The following is a 16704-nucleotide window of genomic DNA, read 5'->3' as shown; positions in this document are numbered from 1 at the left end:
TATTCAATCCGCAACCGGCTCCATGTGCCGCAGCAACAAACGTGCGCTTTCGCGCCCTTGCCAGTCGTTGATGCCCAGCTCGTAGACGGCGCGCATGCGCTGCGGCGGTGGCTGACCGTGATAGGCATTGAACATCACAGCCTCCTGCAGTGCGCCGTCGCGGGGATCGCGCAATTGCAGTCGCAAGTGGGTTTCGCCCATCACCTTCCAACTGGCGCACTCGAACACGTTGTCGAACAGCGGCTCGGGGAAGGCTTGTCCCCACGGCCCGGCATCACGCAATTGGCGCGCCAGTTCCAGCGTGAACCCGCCGGAGGGCAATTCGCCATCGGTATGCAATACGGCTTGCAAGTGTTCCGGCTCGATCATTTCGCGGGCCACCTCATCGAACGCAGCGGCAAAACGCGGGTAATTGGCCGCCTTCATGCTCAGTCCGGCAGCCATCGCATGACCGCCGAAGCGCTCGATCAACCCGGGATGACGGGCGTCGATCATGGCCAGCGCGTCACGCAGGTGGAAACCGGGAATGGAGCGACCCGAGCCGCGCAGGTGCTCTACATCGTCCTCGCTGGCTGAGGCGAACGCGATCACCGGACGATGCAGTCGCTCCTTCAGCTTCGATGCCACCAGCCCTACTACCCCGGCATGCCAGGAAGCCTCGTACAACGCCACGCCGACCGCCTCGATGCTCGCCACACCCACCACCATCAACTCGGCCTCGGCCACCATCGAGGCCTGCAATTCGCGGCGCTCGCGGTTGATGGCATCAAGCCGTTCCGCGTGGCGGCGCGCTTGTGCCGGGTCATCGGCAAGCAGGCATTCGACCCCAAGGCGCATGTCTTCCAGGCGGCCTGCCGCATTCAACCTTGGACCGACGCTGAAACCCAGGTCGCTGGAACACAAGGTGGCACGGCTGCGCTTGCCCACTTCGATCAGCGCATGGATCCCGGCACAGGCACGCCCTTGCCGAATGCGCTGCAGCCCTGCCTCGACCAGCACCCGGTTGTTGAAATCCAGCGGCACCAGATCGGCCACCGTGCCCAGCGCAACCAGGTCAAGCAAGGCCGAGAGATCGGGTTCGCCCTGCCCGAAAGCGCCCTGCTCGCGCAACTTCGCGCGCAAGCCCAGCAGCAGATAGAACATCACGCCGACGCCGGCCAGCATCTTGCTCGGGAACGGGTCGCCGACCAGGTTCGGATTGACGATGGCATCGCAGGCCGGCAGCTGCTCGCCGGGCAAGTGGTGATCGGTGACGATGACACGAATGCCACGCTCGCTTGCGGCCGCCACCCCAGCCACGCTGGCCACGCCGTTGTCGACGGTCACCAGCAATTGCGGCGTCGGTTGCAGTGACGCCACCAATGCGGGGGTAAGCCCGTAGCCGTGGATGAAACGGTTCGGCACCACGTAATCGACCTTGCGCGCGCCGAGCATGCGCAGGCCGCGCACGGCCACGGCCACGCCGGTGGCACCATCGCAATCGTAGTCGCCGGCAATCAGGATCGACCAATCGTCGCGGATCGCCTCGGCCAGCAAACCCACCGCCGCGGCCATGCCACCGAGCTCATGCGGCGACAGCAGGCGCTTGAGTCGATGCTCGACCTGTGCGGGCCCCAACACGCCGCGTGCGGCGTATACACGTTGCAGCACCGGATGCACTCCCATGCCCCAACCGACCGGTTCGCCCTGCGTGGCGCGGCGACGCAGTTCGAGGCGCATGACCGTGGCGTCGCTCAACGCCGGCTACCGCGCCAGAAGCGCCAGCGATGCCACGGCAGGTGCAGCCAGCGTTCGCCGCTGGCGAAGCTGATGCGCACGGTTTGTCGCTGCGCCAATGCCTGCAATCGCGGCCACCAGTCATGCTCGATGTCGGCCACCGGCAGATCCTGCAGGTCGACCAGCCAGCCTTCGCGCGCGGCGGCCACGCTGTCCGGCGTGCGCGGCTGATGCAATATCTTCGCGCGCTCGGCCAGCGCCGTCAGCAACACGTCGTCGCCGACCACGCCACCGAAACGGCTGCGCACCCGTGCCGGCAACGTCCCCGCGCCCCACAGCCACACACTGTTGACCGGCGGCTGGCCTGCCGCGCTGCGCGCCGCATTGCGCGGATGCTGATGCAACAGCACCTGCACCTCGTTGATCAGCACGCGCCAGCGACGCCCTTCGGCACCTTGCGGCAAGTGTTGATACAAGTCTTCGCCCAACGCCTGCTCCGGAGCGGCAAAATCGGGCAGTTCCAAGCCTGGAGAAAGCCGCAGGTGCCAGTGATCGGCCGCCGAGATTTCAAGCCGGACGCCGGCCTCGTCGAAGACCGGGCGCAAGGTATCGGCGAACTCGCGCGCCTCGTCCATCAGCAGCTGCATCTGTCCGCAAGCCAGCAGGCGCACGCCGGTCATGTCCGGCTGCACCCAGGACGGGTCGGCGCACAACCACGTCGCCTCACCCGCATCGCCGGCCAGCAACTCGCGGGTCAACGCGGCCACCGGCATCGGCGCTGCACCGCTGTCGAAATAACCGGCCAGTCCATCCAGGTAACCCTGCGGGCCCGCCTCCAGGCGATCCGACTGTGCCAGCCACCGGTGCAGCGGATGCGTCGGGTCGAAACGCCCCAAGGCGGGCAACCACAGCTCCAGCGGATGGATCACGGCAGCGCTCATCGACGATCCTCTTCAGGCTTCCAGCGACTCGTACAACTCCAGCCATTCCGCTTCCAGCGTTTCCTTCTCGCCGCGCAGCCGACCCTGCTGCTGACTCAGTTTCATCAGCTCGGCGGTTGAGCCGTTGTAGATGTCGGGATCGGCCAGCTTCGCCTCCAACGCCGTCAATTCGGCATCGATGGCGGCGACGCGCGTCTCGACCTTCTTCACGCGTTGGCGCGAGGCCTTGTCGTTCTCGCGCTGGAGCGCGGCCACCTTGCGCTCGTCAGCGGCATTCGCCTTCGTCTCAGGTGCGGAAACCTCGGCGGATGAGTTTTCCTGCCCCGCCTTGGCGGCCTTGGCCTTTTTCTTCGCCTTGCCGCCACGCGAACGCAGCCAGCGCGCATAGTCGTCCAAGTCGCCATCGAACGGCTCGACCACGCCGTCGGCCACGCGCCAGAAACTGTCGCAGACCATGCCAAGCAGGTGGCGGTCATGCGACACCAGCACCAGCGCGCCGTCGAAACCGGCCAAGGCGTCGGCCAACGCTTCGCGCATGTCCAGATCGAGATGGTTGGTCGGTTCGTCGAGCAGCAGCAGGTTCGGTTTGTCCCACGCGATCAGCGCCAGCGCGAGGCGCGCACGCTCGCCGCCGGAAAAGCCGTCCACCGATTCGAACGCCCGCTCGCCGGCAAAATTCCAACCGCCCAGAAAATCACGCAAGACTTGCGCGGCCACGCCGGGGGCCTTGTCCTGCAGGTGGTTGAACGGGCTGGAACCCGCGTGCAGGCTTTCCACCGTGTGCTGGGCGAAATAACCGATTTTGAGATCCTTGTGCGCCTTGCGCTCACCCGCCAGCGGCTCCAGTTCGCCGACCAGGGTCTTGACCAGGGTGGACTTGCCCGCGCCGTTGGGCCCGAGCAGGCCGATGCGTTCGCCGGCCTCAAGGCGGAAGCGGACATCCCCCAGCACCACCTTGGCCTCCGTGGATGCCGCGCCCTGCCCCTCGTCACCCACGGAACCGGCCGGGTATCCGGCCACGACGTCCTCGATCTGCAACATCGAATCGGGCACGCGATCGGGCTGCGCGAACTGGAAGTGGAACGAGCGCTCGGCACGCACCGCCTCGGTGCCGGCCATCTTTTCCAGCCGCTTCATGCGCGACTGCGCCTGCTTGGCCTTGCTCGCCTTGGCCTTGAAGCGATCGATGAAAGACTGCAGGTGCGCGCGTTCGGCCTGCTCGCGTTCGTGGGCGATCTGCTGCTGGCGCAGTTGCTCGGCACGCAGGCGTTCGAACGCGCTGTAATTGCCGGCATAGAGCTTGGCACCGCCACCATCGAGATGCAGCGTGTGGTCGATCACGCCGTCCAGGAATTCGCGATCGTGCGAAATGATCAGCAAGGTGCCCTGGTAGCGGCGCAGCCATTCCTCCAGCCACAGCACGGCGTCGAGGTCGAGATGGTTGGTCGGTTCGTCCAGCAGCAGCAACTCGGACGGCGCCATCAGCGCGCGGGCCAGGTTGAGGCGCACGCGCCAGCCACCGGAGAACTCCTTCACCGCGTATTCGTGCGTTTCCGGCGCAAAGCCCAGGCCGTGCAACAAGCGACCGGCCCGCGCCCGCGCGTCGTAGCCATGCAGTTCCTCGATGCGGTGATGCGCCCGGGCCATTGCCTCGGTGTCGCCGCGCTCCTGCGCATCGGCCTCATCGCGCAAGGCAGCGGCAAGTTCCTCGTCGCCACCCAGCACATATTCGATGGCCGGATCGGGCAGCATCGGGGTTTCCTGGGCCACCGAGGCCAGGCGCAGCTTCGCCGGCAGGTCGAGGTCGCCCGCGTCAGCCTCCACCTGCCCTTGCAGGGCGGCAAACAGGCTGGACTTGCCGCAACCGTTGCGGCCGATGACACCCAGTCGCCAGCCACTCTGGATCACCAGGTCGATATCGGAAAGCAGCAGGCGACTGCCGCGGCGCAGGGCAAAATGGCGGAACGCAATCATCTCAAGGGCACTTCAATCGACAGGCTGGCCGCACATGATAACGGTTGCGGGCGTCACATCTGTCGCAACTGCCCGTGGATCGCCACAATCACTTCTGCTACAACGATTGCCGCATCGCCTTGCGCGGAGAGGGGACCATGTTCAAGCACCGTTTCAGCCTGCCCTTGCTGGCAGCACTCGCTTTTGGCGCCGGCAGCCTTGCCGTGCCGCAGACGGCTCACGCCGACAACCTGCTGATCCATCGGGTCCAGCAGGAAAAGGGGCTGCACCTGCCCGAACGCGGCCTGACCATGGGCCAGGTCGAAAAGCGCTATGGCACGCCCTTGCGCAAGCTGCAGCCGCGCGGCGGCGATACCCGGCGGCACCCGGTCATCAAGCGCTGGGAGTACGCCCACTACATCGTCTATTTCGAGCACGACCACGTGATCCACTCCGTGCTCAACACGCCGGCCGGCAACAACCTGCATCCGGCTTCGGCGAAGTAAGCCCCGCCAGAGTCAGCGTCACGGCACGCACAAAGCCCCGGACTTCGGCCGGGGCTTTGTGCTGTTGCGCGCCGACATTGCTATTCAGCGCAAGCGCCTGCCCATAAACTGTCGTGCCCTGCCCCGATGTCGATGCGAGCACGATCATGACCCCATCCACGAACCTGCGCCTGCCTGCCGAGTGGGAGCCGCAATCCGGCGTGCTCATCGCATGGCCCCACGCCGGTACCGATTGGGCCGAGCGGCTGGCCGAGGTGGAAACCACCTACGTGGCGCTGGCTGCCGCGGTGACGCGCTTCGAACCGCTGGTCATCGTGGTGGCCGATGCCGCGGTGCACGCACAGGCCGAAACCCTGTTGCGCGAGGCCCGCGTCGAGCTCGCACGAGTGCGTTTCGTCGAGTTGCCCTATGACGACACCTGGCTGCGCGACTCCGGCCCGATCACCCTGAAGGGTGGCGACACTACTGATTCCCGGCCCGATTTCCAGCTCACCGACTTCCGCTTCACCGGCTGGGGCGGCAAGTTCGGCGCCGAACAGGACGACGCGCTGGTGGCCGGACTGGTCGACGCCGGCGTGTTCGGCCATGCCGCGCACAAACGCATCGACTGGGCGCTGGAAGGCGGCGGCATCGAAAGCGATGGCGCCGGCACCATCCTCACCACTTGGCGCTGCCTGGTACAGCGCCACCCGGAACAGTCACGCAAGGAGATGAGCGCGATCCTGCGCGACGGCCTGCACGCCGAGCGCGTGCTGTGGCTGGATTACGGCTACCTCGAAGGCGACGACACCGACGCCCATATCGACACCCTCGCCCGCTTCGCGCCGGGCGAGGGCATCGTGTTCCAGGCCTGCGCCAACGCCAGCGATCCACACCACGACGAACTGCAGCGCATGGCCGCCGAGCTGGCCGCGCTGCGGACCGCCGACGGCCGTCCCTACCAGTTGCACCCGTTGCCGTGGGCGCAACCGATCCTCGACAACGGGCGCCGGCTCGCCGCGTCCTACGCGAACTACCTGATCGTCAATGGTGCCGTCCTGGTGCCGGCTTACGGCGACACGGCCGATGACGAGGCCGCGCGCATCATCGGCACCGCGCATCCCGGCCGCGAGATCGTGCAGGTGCCGTGCCGCCCGCTGATCTGGCAGAACGGCAGCCTGCATTGCATCACCATGCAACTGCCCGGCGGGCTGAACCCGGCCGGCATCGGCTAAACTCGCACCACTGGAATGCCCCCGAGACCGGAATGCCGATGACCCGCAAGACCCTCAAGGTCGCGCTGCTGCAGGAAACCGACCGCGGCAGCCGCGACGCCAACCTCGATGCCATCGAAGCCGGCCTGCGCGAAGCGGCCAAGGCAGGGGTCGAGCTGGTATTGCTGCAGGAACTGCACAACGGACCGTATTTCTGCCAGCACGAGTCGGTGGACGAATTCGACCGGGCCGAATCGATTCCCGGTCCGAGCACCGAGCGCATCGGCAAGCTGGCCGCGGAGCTGAAACTGGTGGTGGTCGCCTCGCTGTTCGAGAAGCGCGCCGCAGGCCTGTATCACAACACCGCCGTGGTGTTCGACCGCTCGGCCGCCATCGCCGGCAAGTACCGCAAGATGCATATCCCGGACGATCCGGCGTTCTACGAGAAGTTCTACTTCACGCCCGGCGACCTCGGCTTCGATCCGATCGACACCTCGGTGGGCCGCCTCGGCGTACTGGTGTGCTGGGACCAGTGGTATCCGGAAGCGGCACGGCTGATGGCGCTGGCCGGCGCCGAGCTGCTGCTGTATCCGACCGCCATCGGCTGGGACCCGAACGACGCGCAGGACGAGAAAGACCGCCAGCGCGAGGCGTGGATCACAGTGCAACGCGGCCACGCCGTAGCCAACGGCTTGCCGCTGCTGGCCTGCAACCGCACCGGCCACGAACCCGATGTGTCCGGCGTGGGCGATGGCATCCGTTTCTGGGGTTCCAGCTTCGTCGCCGGACCGCAGGGCGAATTCCTTGCGCAAGCCGGCACCGATCAGCGCGAACTGCTGGTCGTCGAGATCGACATGCAGCGCAGCGAACACGTGCGGCGGATCTGGCCGTTCCTGCGCGACCGCCGCATCGATGCCTACCACGACTTGCTCAAGCGCTTCCGCGACTGATTTTGAGTTGATCATTGCTACGACCATCCCTGGTCGGGGGAGTCAAACGGCTGGCCGCCCCTGGCCGCGCGCCTCAACACGCGATGATCACCGTCCCGTCGCGAGAATCAAACGAGTGATCCACCCGGGCCACGCGCCTCACTTGCTTCGTGCGAAGCGCGTCCCCATGCTTGGAAAATCCCCATGACCGGCACGTCTTCCGCATGAGTGTTCCCGAAACCGCCCTGCCACTGCCCACCGCACTTGCCGACCAACCGATCGAGCGCGTGCAACGCGACGGCGTCGAATACGTGGTGCTGGGCACGGCGCATGTCTCGCGCAGCAGCATGGAAGCGGTGGAGGCACTGCTCGAACACGAACATTTCGATGCGGTGGCGGTGGAGCTGTGCGACAGCCGCGCGCAGGGCATGCGCAATCCCGAAGCGTTCAAGCAGATGGACCTGTTCCAGGTCATTCGCCAGGGCAAGACCGGTATGGTCGCCGCCAGCCTGGTGCTGTCCTCGTTCCAGAAGCGGCTGGCCGACCAGTACGGCATCGAACCCGGCGCCGAGATGAAGGCGGCGATGGACGGCGCCGATCAACGCGACCTGCCACTGTGGCTGGTCGATCGCGAAGTCGGCACCACCCTGAAGCGCGCGTGGCACAGCGTCGGATTCTGGCAACGTTTCGGCCTGCTCGGCGGCATGCTCGCCAGCGTGTTCGAGCGCGAGAACATCGACGAGGGCGAGATCGAGAAGCTCAAGCAAGGCGACATGCTGGAGAGCGCCTTCAGCGAATTCGCCAGCGAGTCGGAACCGCTCTACCGCAGCCTGATCGCCGAACGCGATGCCTACATGGCCGCACGTCTGCGCGAAGAAGCCACGCTTTCGGCCACCACCGAACCGCGCCGCGTGCTGGTGGTCATCGGTGCCGGCCACCTCAAGGGCCTGTGCGAAAAGCTGCGCACGCAACAAGGCGATCCGGCCACCGAGGCGGCGGCACTCGCGCAAACCCCGCCCAAGGCGCGTTGGCCGAAATGGCTGGCGGTGGGCCTGGTACTGCTGGTATTCGTGGCGATCGGCTGGGCCTTCCATCGCAATACCGCACTGGGCGCACAGGTGCTGCGTGACTGGATTCTTTTCACCGGTGGCTTCGCGGCACTGGGCGCCGTGCTTGCCGGCGCGCACCCGATCAGCGTCGTTGCCGCCTTCATCGCCGCGCCAATCAAGCCGTTCCGCCCCGGCATTCCGGCCGGCGGCATCAGCGCGATGGCCGAGGCCTGGGTGCGCCGCCCGCGCGTGGCCGACTTCGAGTCACTGCGCGACGACGTCACCCACTGGAGCGGCTGGTGGAAGAATCGCGTGGCGCGCACGCTGCTGAATTTCTTCCTGGTCAGCCTGGGCACCCTCGTCGGCGAATACAGCGCCGGCTTCCACATCGTCCGCAGCCTGTTCTGACGGGTTCGCTCGGCGACGCGCATCGTGTTCGGCCCATTGCCGCCCGGGCTCGCCGGGGTCGGCACGCAGCGTTGCGACACGCGCCACACGCATCCATGCCCTCCGGCGCGGCGTCATGTTGTTCCGGCTCTCGCGCTGCGTCTATACTCGTCCGATGTACCCGTCGGAACCGTGGGAATCCTCTCGATGACTCGATTGCATTGGCTCGGCCTCGCTGCAGTTTCCGCTTTCCTCGTTGTTGGTGCCGCACAGGCCACCGGCAACAAGGCCAACGGTCGCACGCTCGTCTACACCTGCGCCGGCTGTCACGGCGTTCCCGGATATTCCAACGCCTATCCGGACTATCCGGTGCCGAAGATCGCTGGCCAGAACGAGCAGTACATCATCAATGCGTTGCACGAATACCAGAGCGGCGACCGGACCTATCCCACCATGGTGGCGCAGGCGCAGAGCCTGTCCGAACAGAACATCGAGGACATCGCCGCCTACCTGTCCAGCCTCAAGCCGATCAAGTAATTCCGGACATCAAGGAATCTGCATGAAACGTGCGCTTACTCTGCTTTCCCTTGGCGCTGTCATGGCGTTTGCCTCCGCTCCGCTGCTGGCCAGCGGCAATGCTGCGAACGGCAAGACCAAGGCCGCTGCCTGTTTCGCCTGCCACGGGGCCGACGGCAACGGGGTCGATCCGCAATACCCGCGCCTGGCCGGCCAGTACAACGAGTACATCCAGCAGGTGCTGCACGAATACAAGGATGGCCGCCGCAACAACCCGATCATGAAGGGCATGGTGGCCACGCTGTCCGACCAGGACATCGAGGACGTCGCCGCCTATTTCTCCAGCCTGCCGACCAAGCTCGACACGCTGAAGGGCCACGTCCAGGGCGACTGATCCCGGCGGGTCAGGCGCATGAAAAAGCCCGCCGAGATGGCGGGCTTTTTCATGCGCGGCGTAGCATCGGCACCATCAACCCAGTGCCGACTTGCCTTCGTGCTTGCTGTAATACGGATTGCTGCCGTCCGAGTGGTCGGTGGCGTCACGTACCGCCGTGATCTCGGGCACGCGTTCGCACAGGGTTTTCTCGACGCCCTGTTTCAGCGTCACGTCGACCATGCCGCAGCCGTGGCAACCACCGCCGAACTGCAGCAGGACGACGCCGTCGGCGTCCACTTCCAGCAAGGTCACCCGACCGCCATGCGACGCCAGTCGCGGATTGATCTCCGATTCCAGCACATAGCGCACGCGTTCGATCACCCCCGCTTCCACACCGGGAACGTCACCCTTGATCTTCGGCGCGCGGATATTCAGCTGGCCGCCGGTCTTGTTCGGCTCGTAATCGATGCTGGCGCCGTCCAGCCAACTGGCGCTGTCGCCCGCGATATGGAACTCGAAACCGGTGCATTCCACCGTCCACTCCGAACCCGTCAACTCGACCGGCTCGCAAAATTCCAGCTCGCAGTTGGCCGCCGGGGTGCCGGGCGAGGTCACGCGCAGGCGAATGCCCAATCCGTCGATGTCCTGCTGGGCGAGAAGGCGCTGAAAGTGTTGCTGCGCGCGCTCGGAAATATCGATCATGCCGGTTCCGTCAAAGTCTCAAAGTCCACCCGAAGCGAACCCGGGCGAATACAGCACCATTTTAGTCCAGTTTCATCATGAAGGGCGACTTTGACTTTTCCGCGCGCAGCTTCGACGCTTTGCGGCCTCATCCATCATCCGGAGCCTTCATGAACAACCAGCAGCCGCTTGCCACCCAGCACTGCCAGCCGCGCAAGGGCAAGGAACACGCGCTTGACCAAGCCGCCATCGCCACCTTGCTGCCACAGTTGCCCGGCTGGAAGGTCGCCACGGATGGCAAGTCGCTGGTGAAGGATTTCCGTTTCGACGACTTCCACCGCACCCTGGGTTTCATCAACGCGGTCGGTTTCATGGCCAACCACGAAGACCATCACCCGGATATCGAAGCCGGCTACGGCCACTGCCAGCTGCTGTGGTCCACCCACGACGTGGGCGGGCTGTCGCTGAACGATTTCATCTGCGCGGCGCGCGTCGAGGCCCTGCTCGAGCGCTGAACCGAGCCGGTTCCGGCCCGGTGTGACCAAAACTCCGCCGGGCCGGCCAGGGCTACAGCGTCGACTTCTGGCGCGTATAGACCAGCCTTTTCCCTTTCACGGCCAGCGTGTCCAGGAACACCTTCAGGTCATCCGGCAAGGGCGCGGAGAACCCGTAACTGCGACCGTCCAGCTCGAAACCCATGTGCGCCGCATGCAGGAACAGGCGGTTCAGGCCGTACTCGCGCAAGCGCTTGTTCATCTCCTTGTCGCCGTACTTCGGGTCGCCGGCGATGGGATGACCGATATGCGCCGCGTGCACGCGAATCTGGTGGGTCCGTCCGGTACCCAGCGTCGCCTGCATCAGCCGGGCGCCCGGGTATTGCTCCATCTCGCGGAAAAAAGTGAGCGATGGCTTGCCGTTATCAGACACCTTCACCATGCGCTCGCCCCCCTGGAGGATGGATTTCTGCAGCGGCGCATTGACGTCGAACTTGGCCTTGGATGGGTGTCCGACCATCAGGCACAGGTACTGCTTGGTCACTTCGCCGGCACGAATCGCCGCCTGCAGGCCAATCAAGCCGGCGCGGGTCCGCGCAAACACCAGTACGCCGCTGGTATCGCGATCCAGCCGATGGACCAGCTCCAGCGACTCGTTCGGCCGCGCCGCGCGCAGCAGCTCGATGGCCCCATGACTGACCCCGCTGCCACCGTGGCTGGCGATGCCGGAGGGCTTGTCGATGACCAGGAAGTGCTTGTCCTCGAACAGGATCGCGTCCGTCACCTGGGCCACTAGTTCGGCGGCCGGGCCGCGCCCGACCGGGCGCTCGGCCACCCGCACGGGTGGAATGCGCAGCGTATCACCCTCGGCGAGACGCGTGTCCGGCTTGGCCCGCTTGCCGTTCACGCGTACCTGCCCGGTGCGCAACAGGCGGTAGATCATGCTCTTGGGAACCCCCTTGAGCATGGTCATCAGCGCATTGTCGATACGCTGACCGTCCCGCTCGGGGCCGATCTCGACTTGACGTACACCGTGAGGTGCGTCGGGGGAAGTTGCCGTCTGCATTGAAAAAAACCTGGCGAAATAGGATACTCGGCCGGCGCTATGCCCTACCCGCCGGAGTATCGGCGGCGAGGGGTGCCCACCCGTGACGTCGGCGAGGATTGCGCCGGTCGCCTTCCCCGGCAGCCGGTCGCTGCTCCCTTTCATCGTAACGGTTTGGGTTGCCATTTGTCCGCTGTTGTATGACACGGACGGCCCTGCGTGAGCCACGAATCATCCCGGAGCCGGTAACGGCGCCGTTTATTTGCCGCTTTACCGCAGCGGCGCGATCCCCGGCAGGCCGCCCTTTTCGGCGCCACCGAGGCACGCGACGCGCGGCAAGCCAAGGAAAACCTACAATGAAACGCATGTTGATCAACGCAACTCAGCGTGAAGAGTTGCGCGTGGCCATCGTCGATGGCCAGAATCTGTACGATCTCGACATCGAAATCCCGTCCCGCGAGCAGAAAAAGTCCAACATCTACAAGGGCCGCATCACTCGCGTCGAACAATCCCTCGAAGCCTGCTTCATCGACTATGGCGCCGAGCGCCATGGCTTCCTGCCGCTGAAGGAAATCTCCCGCAGCTACTTCACGCCCGGCCTCGACCCGCACAAGGCGAACATCCGCGAGCTGCTGAAGGAAGGCCAGGAAGTCGTCGTCCAGGTCGAAAAGGAAGAGCGCGGCAACAAGGGCGCGGCGCTGACCACCTACATCAGCCTGGCCGGTCGCTACATGGTGCTGATGCCGAACAACCCGAAGGCCGGCGGCGTCTCGCGTCGGATCGAGGGCGAGGATCGCCAGGCCCTGAAGGAAGCGCTTGACCACCTGAGCGTGCCCGACGACATGGGCCTGATCGTGCGCACCGCCGGCATGGGCCGCGACGCCGAAGAGCTGCAGTGGGACCTGGATTACCTGCTGCAACTGTGGAAGGCGATTTCCGGCGCCGCCGAGGCGAAGAAGGCACCGTTCCTGATCTATCAGGAATCGAAGCTGTTCATCCGCGCCTTGCGTGACTACCTGCGCAACGATATCGGCGAAATCCTGATCGACGAGGAATCGCTGTACAACGACGCACGCGACTTCATGCAGCAGGTGATGCCCAACGCCCTGCGCAAGCTCAAGCTGTACACCGACGATACGCCGCTGTTCTCGCGCTACCAGATCGAGACGCAGATCGAGAGCGCGTTCGACCGCCAGGTGCGCCTGCCGTCCGGTGGTTCGATCGTGATCGACCAGACTGAAGCGCTGACCGCCATCGACGTCAATTCGGCCAAGGCCACCAAGGGCAGCGACATCGAGGACACCGCCTTCAACATCAACTGCGAGGCGGCAGTGGAGATCGCGCGTCAGGCTCGCATCCGCGACACCGGCGGCCTGATCGTGATCGACTTCATCGACATGGACAGCCCGCGCCACCAGCGCGAGGTCGAGGAAAAGCTGCGTGATGCGCTGAAGCTCGACCGCGCCCGCGTGCAGGTCGGCCGCATCAGCCGCTTCGGCCTGATGGAAATGTCGCGCCAGCGCCTGCGCCCGAGCCTGGGCGAAGCCACCCAGATCGTCTGCCCGCGGTGCGAAGGCCACGGCCAGATCCGCAGCGTCGAATCGCTGGCGCTGTCCACCCTGCGCCTGATCGAAGAACACGCGATGAAGGACAACACCGGGCAGGTGCTGGTGCAGGCGCCGCCGACGGTCGCCAACTTCATGCTCAACGAAAAGCGCGCTGGCGTGGTCGAAGTCGAGCTGCGCAACAAGGTGCATGTCGTCATCGTCTCCGACGAGAAGCTGGAAACGCCGCACATCCATATCCAGCGCATCAAGGAAGCGGACATGGGCGAGCACAGCAAGCCCAGCTACGAGCGGCTCACCGCCGTCGAGGAAGCGCCGATCCCGAAGATGGGCCAGGCGCTGGGCAGCAGCGAGCAGCCCGCCGTCTCCGGCGTGGTGCCGGCTACGCCGGCTCCCGTGCGCGAGGAACCCGTTGCTGCCCCGGTGGCCGCGGCCCCGGCTCGGCCGGCGCCACGTCGCGCGACCGCAGCCGCGCCGGCTGCCGCCAGTGGCGGCGTGATCGCGCGCCTGTTCGGCTGGTTCCGCGGTGGTGCCGCTGCCCCGGAAGCTCCCGCCCCGGCACCGAGCAAGCCGGCTGAAAAGCGCGAGAACCGCGACCGCAACAACCAGCGGGACGAGCGTCGCCAAGGCAATGCCGGCAATTCGCAGCGCTCGTCGCGCCGCGGTGGTGGCGAAGGCCAGCAGAACACCAAGGGCAATGCGCAACAGGGACGCAATCCGCGCCAGCGCAATGGCGAACAGGGCCAGCAACCGACACGCCAGTCCACGCCAAAGTCCGAACGCAAACCCAAGGCTGCCAACGTGGCCTCCAGCGACTCGGCTGGCAACGAACGCAAGCCGCAGGCACAGGCTGCCGCCAAACCGGAACGCACCCCGCGTCCGGCCGCCGCCCCTGCCCCGGACACCGCCGTGCAGGAAGAACGCCTGACAGCCACCGTGCCAACCGAAGAGGCCAAGGTCGCCGCCGTGGCCAAGCCCGCTGTCGAGACAGCCCAGGACGCCGCAGAAGGCGCCGCCGACACCACCGAGAGCGGCCAGCGCCGTCGTCGTGGTCGCCGCGGTGGCCGTCGCCGTCGCCGCCATGACGAGACGAACACCACGGAGACGTCAGCCAACGCCGAGCAGGCCACGGCAGAGAACGACCAGGAGCATAACGACACGTCCGCTCGCGTAAGCAAGGCTCCGGCCAGCCCATCCAAGGCCCCGGCGGAAGCCCAGCCAGCGGAAGCGCCGCGCCCGCGTGACGTCGCCAGCAGCTCGAACGCTCCGGCTCCGACCGCTGCTCCCGTCAGCAGCCCGGCGGCAGCCAGCCCGGCGCCGCGTCCCACGGTGGCCGTGGAAGCCAGCAAATCGACTCCGAGCGAAACCGCTGCCGCGGAGGCCCCGAAGCCTGTCGCCGCCAAACCGGCCGCTGCACCCGCCAGCTTCCAATTGCCTACGCTGCCACCGATCCCGGTGACGTCCGGGGACGAGTCGGCGAAGCCTGCGGTGGAAACCGCCGAAGCGGCCAAACCCGCGACAGTCGCAGCGTCAGTGCCTGCCGCACGTGAGCCAGCCAGCGAACCGGCCAAAGCTGCCGATGCCGCCGCTGACCGACCGGTCAGCTCGCCGGCACCCGTTGCTCCGGCTCCGGCTCCGGCAGCACCAAAGCCGGTCCATGCAGAACCTGCGCCCCAGCCGATCGTCAGCCCTGCTGAAAAGCCTGCCGTGACGACGGCCGCCACCCCGGTTCCGCAACCCACGCAGGGTGACTTGCTGGCATCGCCCGCAGCCCGCCCGGCCGCAACGGAAACGGCCAAGCCCGTGCCGGCCCCTGCCCCGTCTTCGCATGCCGGGACGGAACCGGGTGCGAACGACAAGCCCGGGCATTCGGATGCCACAGGCTCCTGATCGCAAATCATCGCGTTCCTGAAAAAGAAAAGGCCGGACTCAGTCCGGCCTTTTCTTTTGTTCCCCGATGAATGTTTTCGTCAGTTGCCGACCTGGTGGTTATGCGTATCCAGCAGGCCGTGAATGGTCATCAGGTGCGCCAGGCTGATCACGTGATCCACCTGCAATTTCTCCATCAAGCGCTGCTTGTAAGTGGATACCGTCTTCGGACTCAGGCTGAGTTGCTCGCCGATCGACGTCAGCGCCTTGCCGCGCACCAGCATCATGGCCACTTCCAGCTCGCGGGTGGACAGCGCATCGAAGGGGGAGCTGTCGCCATCCAGCGTTGCCAACGCCAGTTGTTGCGCCACCGCCGGAGCCAGGTAACGGCGCCCGCCAGCCACCTGGCGCACTGCGCCCAGCAGCTCGTCGGCCGAACAACCTTTGGTCAGGTAGCCAAGTGCACCGGCATCGAGCAGGCGCTTGGGAAAACGCGCGTCGTCGACCACGGTGACCACCACGATATGCGTGGGCAGATTCGCCCGCGACACCCGCTCGGTCAACTCGATGCCGCTCATCCCGGGCATATGGACGTCGACCAGGGCAATGGCCGGCTTCAGCGAGCGAATGAGGGAAAGGCCTTCCTCTGCCGTGCCCGCTTCACCACAAATGCGGATATCGGGCTGTTGCTCAAGAATCATCCTGAAACCGGTGCGGACCAGTTCGTGGTCATCCACCAGTACAACATCGATCATCGCATGAGCCCTCCCTGAATAGGCCAAGGCAAGTTAGGCGGGACACCGCGTTAATGCAAGCCTTTCCATCCACACATGCGCAGAAACCGAAGGCGCTGACACAACATGTAGGAAACCACCGACAGCACACTCACCCGTTGGATGGCAACATGCCGCAATGGGTCGATCAGAGGGGCGACCCGAAGCCATTGGCGTACTCCGCCCTCTCGAGGTCGCAAAGGAGCACACGGAAATGCTGATGGTGATCTACTCGCTTAGCCAGGCGTCCGACGACACCTGGAGCATTCGCCGCGCCGGCACCACCCTGTTCAGCCAGCTTCGTCTGGGCCCAGCCATCCAGTTGGCGCGTGAAACTGCCCGCGACGAGCACATGCGCTCCGGCCGCAGCATCAGCGTGGAAATGCCCGGGCCCGTCTCCAACATTCGCCTGGCCCAGTACGCCCGACAGGCACCGATGCCGCAAAGCGCGGTCGCCTGAGCCGGCAGGATCGCCATTTCGTCAAAGGATGCGACTGGTGCCCGGACCCGGGGTCGAACCGGGATGGGGTTGCCCCCGAGAGATTTTAAGTCTCTTGCGTCTACCTGTTTCGCCATCCGGGCCGGAATGGCGGAGAGAGTGGGATTCGAACCCACGGTAGGCTTGCACCTACGGCAGTTTTCAAGACTGCTGCCTTAAACCACTCGGCCATCTCTCCGTTTGTCTGCGCGAACAGGCGTACTGCGTACGCC

At 65.7% G+C, this 16704-nt stretch carries 15 protein-coding genes and 2 tRNA genes; 9 read left to right on the top strand and 8 right to left on the bottom strand.

Annotated features, from left to right (window positions below):
- Positions 1–3: 3 nt before the first annotated feature.
- The 3 genes from recJ to abc-f are packed head-to-tail and all read right to left on the bottom strand — an operon-like array spanning position 4 to position 4631.
- Positions 4–1719 (bottom strand): single-stranded-DNA-specific exonuclease RecJ, encoded by a 1716-nt coding sequence (gene recJ / locus BMY90_RS08990; RefSeq protein ID WP_092703620.1) that lies wholly within the window; start codon positions 1717–1719, stop codon positions 4–6.
- 14 nt (positions 1720–1733) lie between these two features.
- Positions 1734–2657 (bottom strand): phosphoglycerate mutase, encoded by a 924-nt coding sequence (locus BMY90_RS08985; RefSeq protein ID WP_092703386.1) that lies wholly within the window; start codon positions 2655–2657, stop codon positions 1734–1736.
- Between the two features lie 12 nt (positions 2658–2669).
- Complete coding sequence (abc-f, locus tag BMY90_RS08980) at positions 2670–4631, bottom strand: ribosomal protection-like ABC-F family protein (RefSeq protein ID WP_008212018.1); 1962 nt, start codon at positions 4629–4631, stop codon at positions 2670–2672.
- A 137-nt stretch (positions 4632–4768) separates the two neighbouring features.
- On the opposite strand from abc-f, the gene BMY90_RS08975 reads away from it, so the two are divergent.
- The 6 genes from BMY90_RS08975 to BMY90_RS08950 all read left to right on the top strand — a co-directional run bounded on the left by BMY90_RS08975 (position 4769) and on the right by BMY90_RS08950 (position 9584).
- Positions 4769–5116, top strand: coding sequence for a hypothetical protein (locus tag BMY90_RS08975; protein WP_008212020.1), 348 nt, complete (start codon positions 4769–4771; stop codon positions 5114–5116).
- A gap of 146 nt (positions 5117–5262) precedes the next feature.
- Complete coding sequence (locus tag BMY90_RS08970; RefSeq protein WP_092703384.1) at positions 5263–6330, top strand: agmatine deiminase family protein; 1068 nt, start codon at positions 5263–5265, stop codon at positions 6328–6330.
- A gap of 38 nt (positions 6331–6368) precedes the next feature.
- Positions 6369–7259, top strand: a complete 891-nt coding sequence (locus BMY90_RS08965) for a carbon-nitrogen hydrolase (protein ID WP_008212023.1) — start codon at positions 6369–6371, stop codon at positions 7257–7259.
- A 203-nt stretch (positions 7260–7462) separates the two neighbouring features.
- Complete coding sequence (locus BMY90_RS08960) at positions 7463–8695, top strand: TraB/GumN family protein (RefSeq protein WP_092703382.1); 1233 nt, start codon at positions 7463–7465, stop codon at positions 8693–8695.
- Between the two features lie 186 nt (positions 8696–8881).
- A complete protein-coding gene (locus tag BMY90_RS08955; RefSeq protein WP_092703380.1) occupies positions 8882–9211 on the top strand; it encodes a c-type cytochrome in 330 nt (109 codons plus the stop codon).
- A gap of 22 nt (positions 9212–9233) precedes the next feature.
- Complete coding sequence (locus BMY90_RS08950; protein WP_008212029.1) at positions 9234–9584, top strand: c-type cytochrome; 351 nt, start codon at positions 9234–9236, stop codon at positions 9582–9584.
- Positions 9585–9659: 75 nt separating this feature from the next.
- Here BMY90_RS08950 and BMY90_RS08945 read toward each other — a convergent pair whose 3' ends face one another.
- Positions 9660–10268 carry an NfuA family Fe-S biogenesis protein gene (locus tag BMY90_RS08945; protein WP_008212031.1) on the bottom strand — a complete coding sequence of 203 codons (609 nt, stop codon included), beginning with the start codon at positions 10266–10268 and terminating at the stop codon, positions 9660–9662.
- Positions 10269–10417: 149 nt separating this feature from the next.
- On the opposite strand from BMY90_RS08945, the gene BMY90_RS08940 reads away from it, so the two are divergent.
- Positions 10418–10762: a 4a-hydroxytetrahydrobiopterin dehydratase gene (locus tag BMY90_RS08940; RefSeq protein WP_092703378.1), complete on the top strand. Its 345-nt coding sequence runs from the start codon at positions 10418–10420 to the stop codon at positions 10760–10762.
- A 52-nt stretch (positions 10763–10814) separates the two neighbouring features.
- Here the strand turns inward: BMY90_RS08940 and BMY90_RS08935 are convergent, their stop codons facing one another.
- Complete coding sequence (locus BMY90_RS08935; RefSeq protein ID WP_092703376.1) at positions 10815–11807, bottom strand: RluA family pseudouridine synthase; 993 nt, start codon at positions 11805–11807, stop codon at positions 10815–10817.
- A 335-nt stretch (positions 11808–12142) separates the two neighbouring features.
- On the opposite strand from BMY90_RS08935, the gene BMY90_RS08930 reads away from it, so the two are divergent.
- Positions 12143–15241, top strand: coding sequence for an Rne/Rng family ribonuclease (locus BMY90_RS08930; protein WP_092703374.1), 3099 nt, complete (start codon positions 12143–12145; stop codon positions 15239–15241).
- 80 nt (positions 15242–15321) lie between these two features.
- Here the strand turns inward: BMY90_RS08930 and BMY90_RS08925 are convergent, their stop codons facing one another.
- The gene (locus BMY90_RS08925; protein WP_008216427.1) at positions 15322–15975 is read right to left on the bottom strand and encodes a response regulator; all 654 of its coding nucleotides are present in this window, start codon (positions 15973–15975) and stop codon (positions 15322–15324) included.
- 232 nt (positions 15976–16207) lie between these two features.
- Between BMY90_RS08925 and BMY90_RS08920 the strand changes: the two genes are divergently transcribed.
- Complete coding sequence (locus BMY90_RS08920) at positions 16208–16453, top strand: hypothetical protein (RefSeq protein WP_008216425.1); 246 nt, start codon at positions 16208–16210, stop codon at positions 16451–16453.
- 35 nt (positions 16454–16488) lie between these two features.
- On the opposite strand, the gene BMY90_RS08915 is transcribed toward BMY90_RS08920, so the two are convergent.
- Positions 16489–16575, bottom strand: a tRNA-Leu gene (locus BMY90_RS08915).
- A 5-nt stretch (positions 16576–16580) separates the two neighbouring features.
- Positions 16581–16670 (bottom strand) — tRNA-Ser (locus BMY90_RS08910).
- Positions 16671–16704: the final 34 nt, after the last annotated feature.

This window comes from Rhodanobacter glycinis (genome assembly GCF_900114325.1).
GTDB classification, from domain to species: Bacteria; Pseudomonadota; Gammaproteobacteria; order Xanthomonadales; family Rhodanobacteraceae; genus Rhodanobacter_A; species Rhodanobacter_A glycinis.
This window is presented reverse-complemented; position numbering and strand designations above follow the sequence as displayed.

What these genes read in the sequence shown, in the direction of transcription:
- BMY90_RS08930 (WP_092703374.1), top strand. Translation starts at nt 12,143, where the DNA reads ATGAAACGCATGTTGATCAACGCAACTCAGCGTGAAGAGTTGCGCGTG.
- BMY90_RS08960 (WP_092703382.1), top strand. Translation starts at nt 7,463, where the DNA reads ATGAGTGTTCCCGAAACCGCCCTGCCACTGCCCACCGCACTTGCCGAC.
- BMY90_RS08925 (WP_008216427.1), bottom strand. Translation starts at nt 15,975, where the DNA reads ATGATCGATGTTGTACTGGTGGATGACCACGAACTGGTCCGCACCGGT.
- BMY90_RS08935 (WP_092703376.1), bottom strand. Translation starts at nt 11,807, where the DNA reads ATGCAGACGGCAACTTCCCCCGACGCACCTCACGGTGTACGTCAAGTC.
- BMY90_RS08950 (WP_008212029.1), top strand. Translation starts at nt 9,234, where the DNA reads ATGAAACGTGCGCTTACTCTGCTTTCCCTTGGCGCTGTCATGGCGTTT.
- BMY90_RS08940 (WP_092703378.1), top strand. Translation starts at nt 10,418, where the DNA reads ATGAACAACCAGCAGCCGCTTGCCACCCAGCACTGCCAGCCGCGCAAG.
- BMY90_RS08955 (WP_092703380.1), top strand. Translation starts at nt 8,882, where the DNA reads ATGACTCGATTGCATTGGCTCGGCCTCGCTGCAGTTTCCGCTTTCCTC.
- BMY90_RS08985 (WP_092703386.1), bottom strand. Translation starts at nt 2,657, where the DNA reads ATGAGCGCTGCCGTGATCCATCCGCTGGAGCTGTGGTTGCCCGCCTTG.
- BMY90_RS08965 (WP_008212023.1), top strand. Translation starts at nt 6,369, where the DNA reads ATGACCCGCAAGACCCTCAAGGTCGCGCTGCTGCAGGAAACCGACCGC.
- BMY90_RS08945 (WP_008212031.1), bottom strand. Translation starts at nt 10,268, where the DNA reads ATGATCGATATTTCCGAGCGCGCGCAGCAACACTTTCAGCGCCTTCTC.
- abc-f (WP_008212018.1), bottom strand. Translation starts at nt 4,631, where the DNA reads ATGATTGCGTTCCGCCATTTTGCCCTGCGCCGCGGCAGTCGCCTGCTG.
- BMY90_RS08970 (WP_092703384.1), top strand. Translation starts at nt 5,263, where the DNA reads ATGACCCCATCCACGAACCTGCGCCTGCCTGCCGAGTGGGAGCCGCAA.
- recJ (WP_092703620.1), bottom strand. Translation starts at nt 1,719, where the DNA reads ATGCGCCTCGAACTGCGTCGCCGCGCCACGCAGGGCGAACCGGTCGGT.
- BMY90_RS08975 (WP_008212020.1), top strand. Translation starts at nt 4,769, where the DNA reads ATGTTCAAGCACCGTTTCAGCCTGCCCTTGCTGGCAGCACTCGCTTTT.
- BMY90_RS08920 (WP_008216425.1), top strand. Translation starts at nt 16,208, where the DNA reads ATGCTGATGGTGATCTACTCGCTTAGCCAGGCGTCCGACGACACCTGG.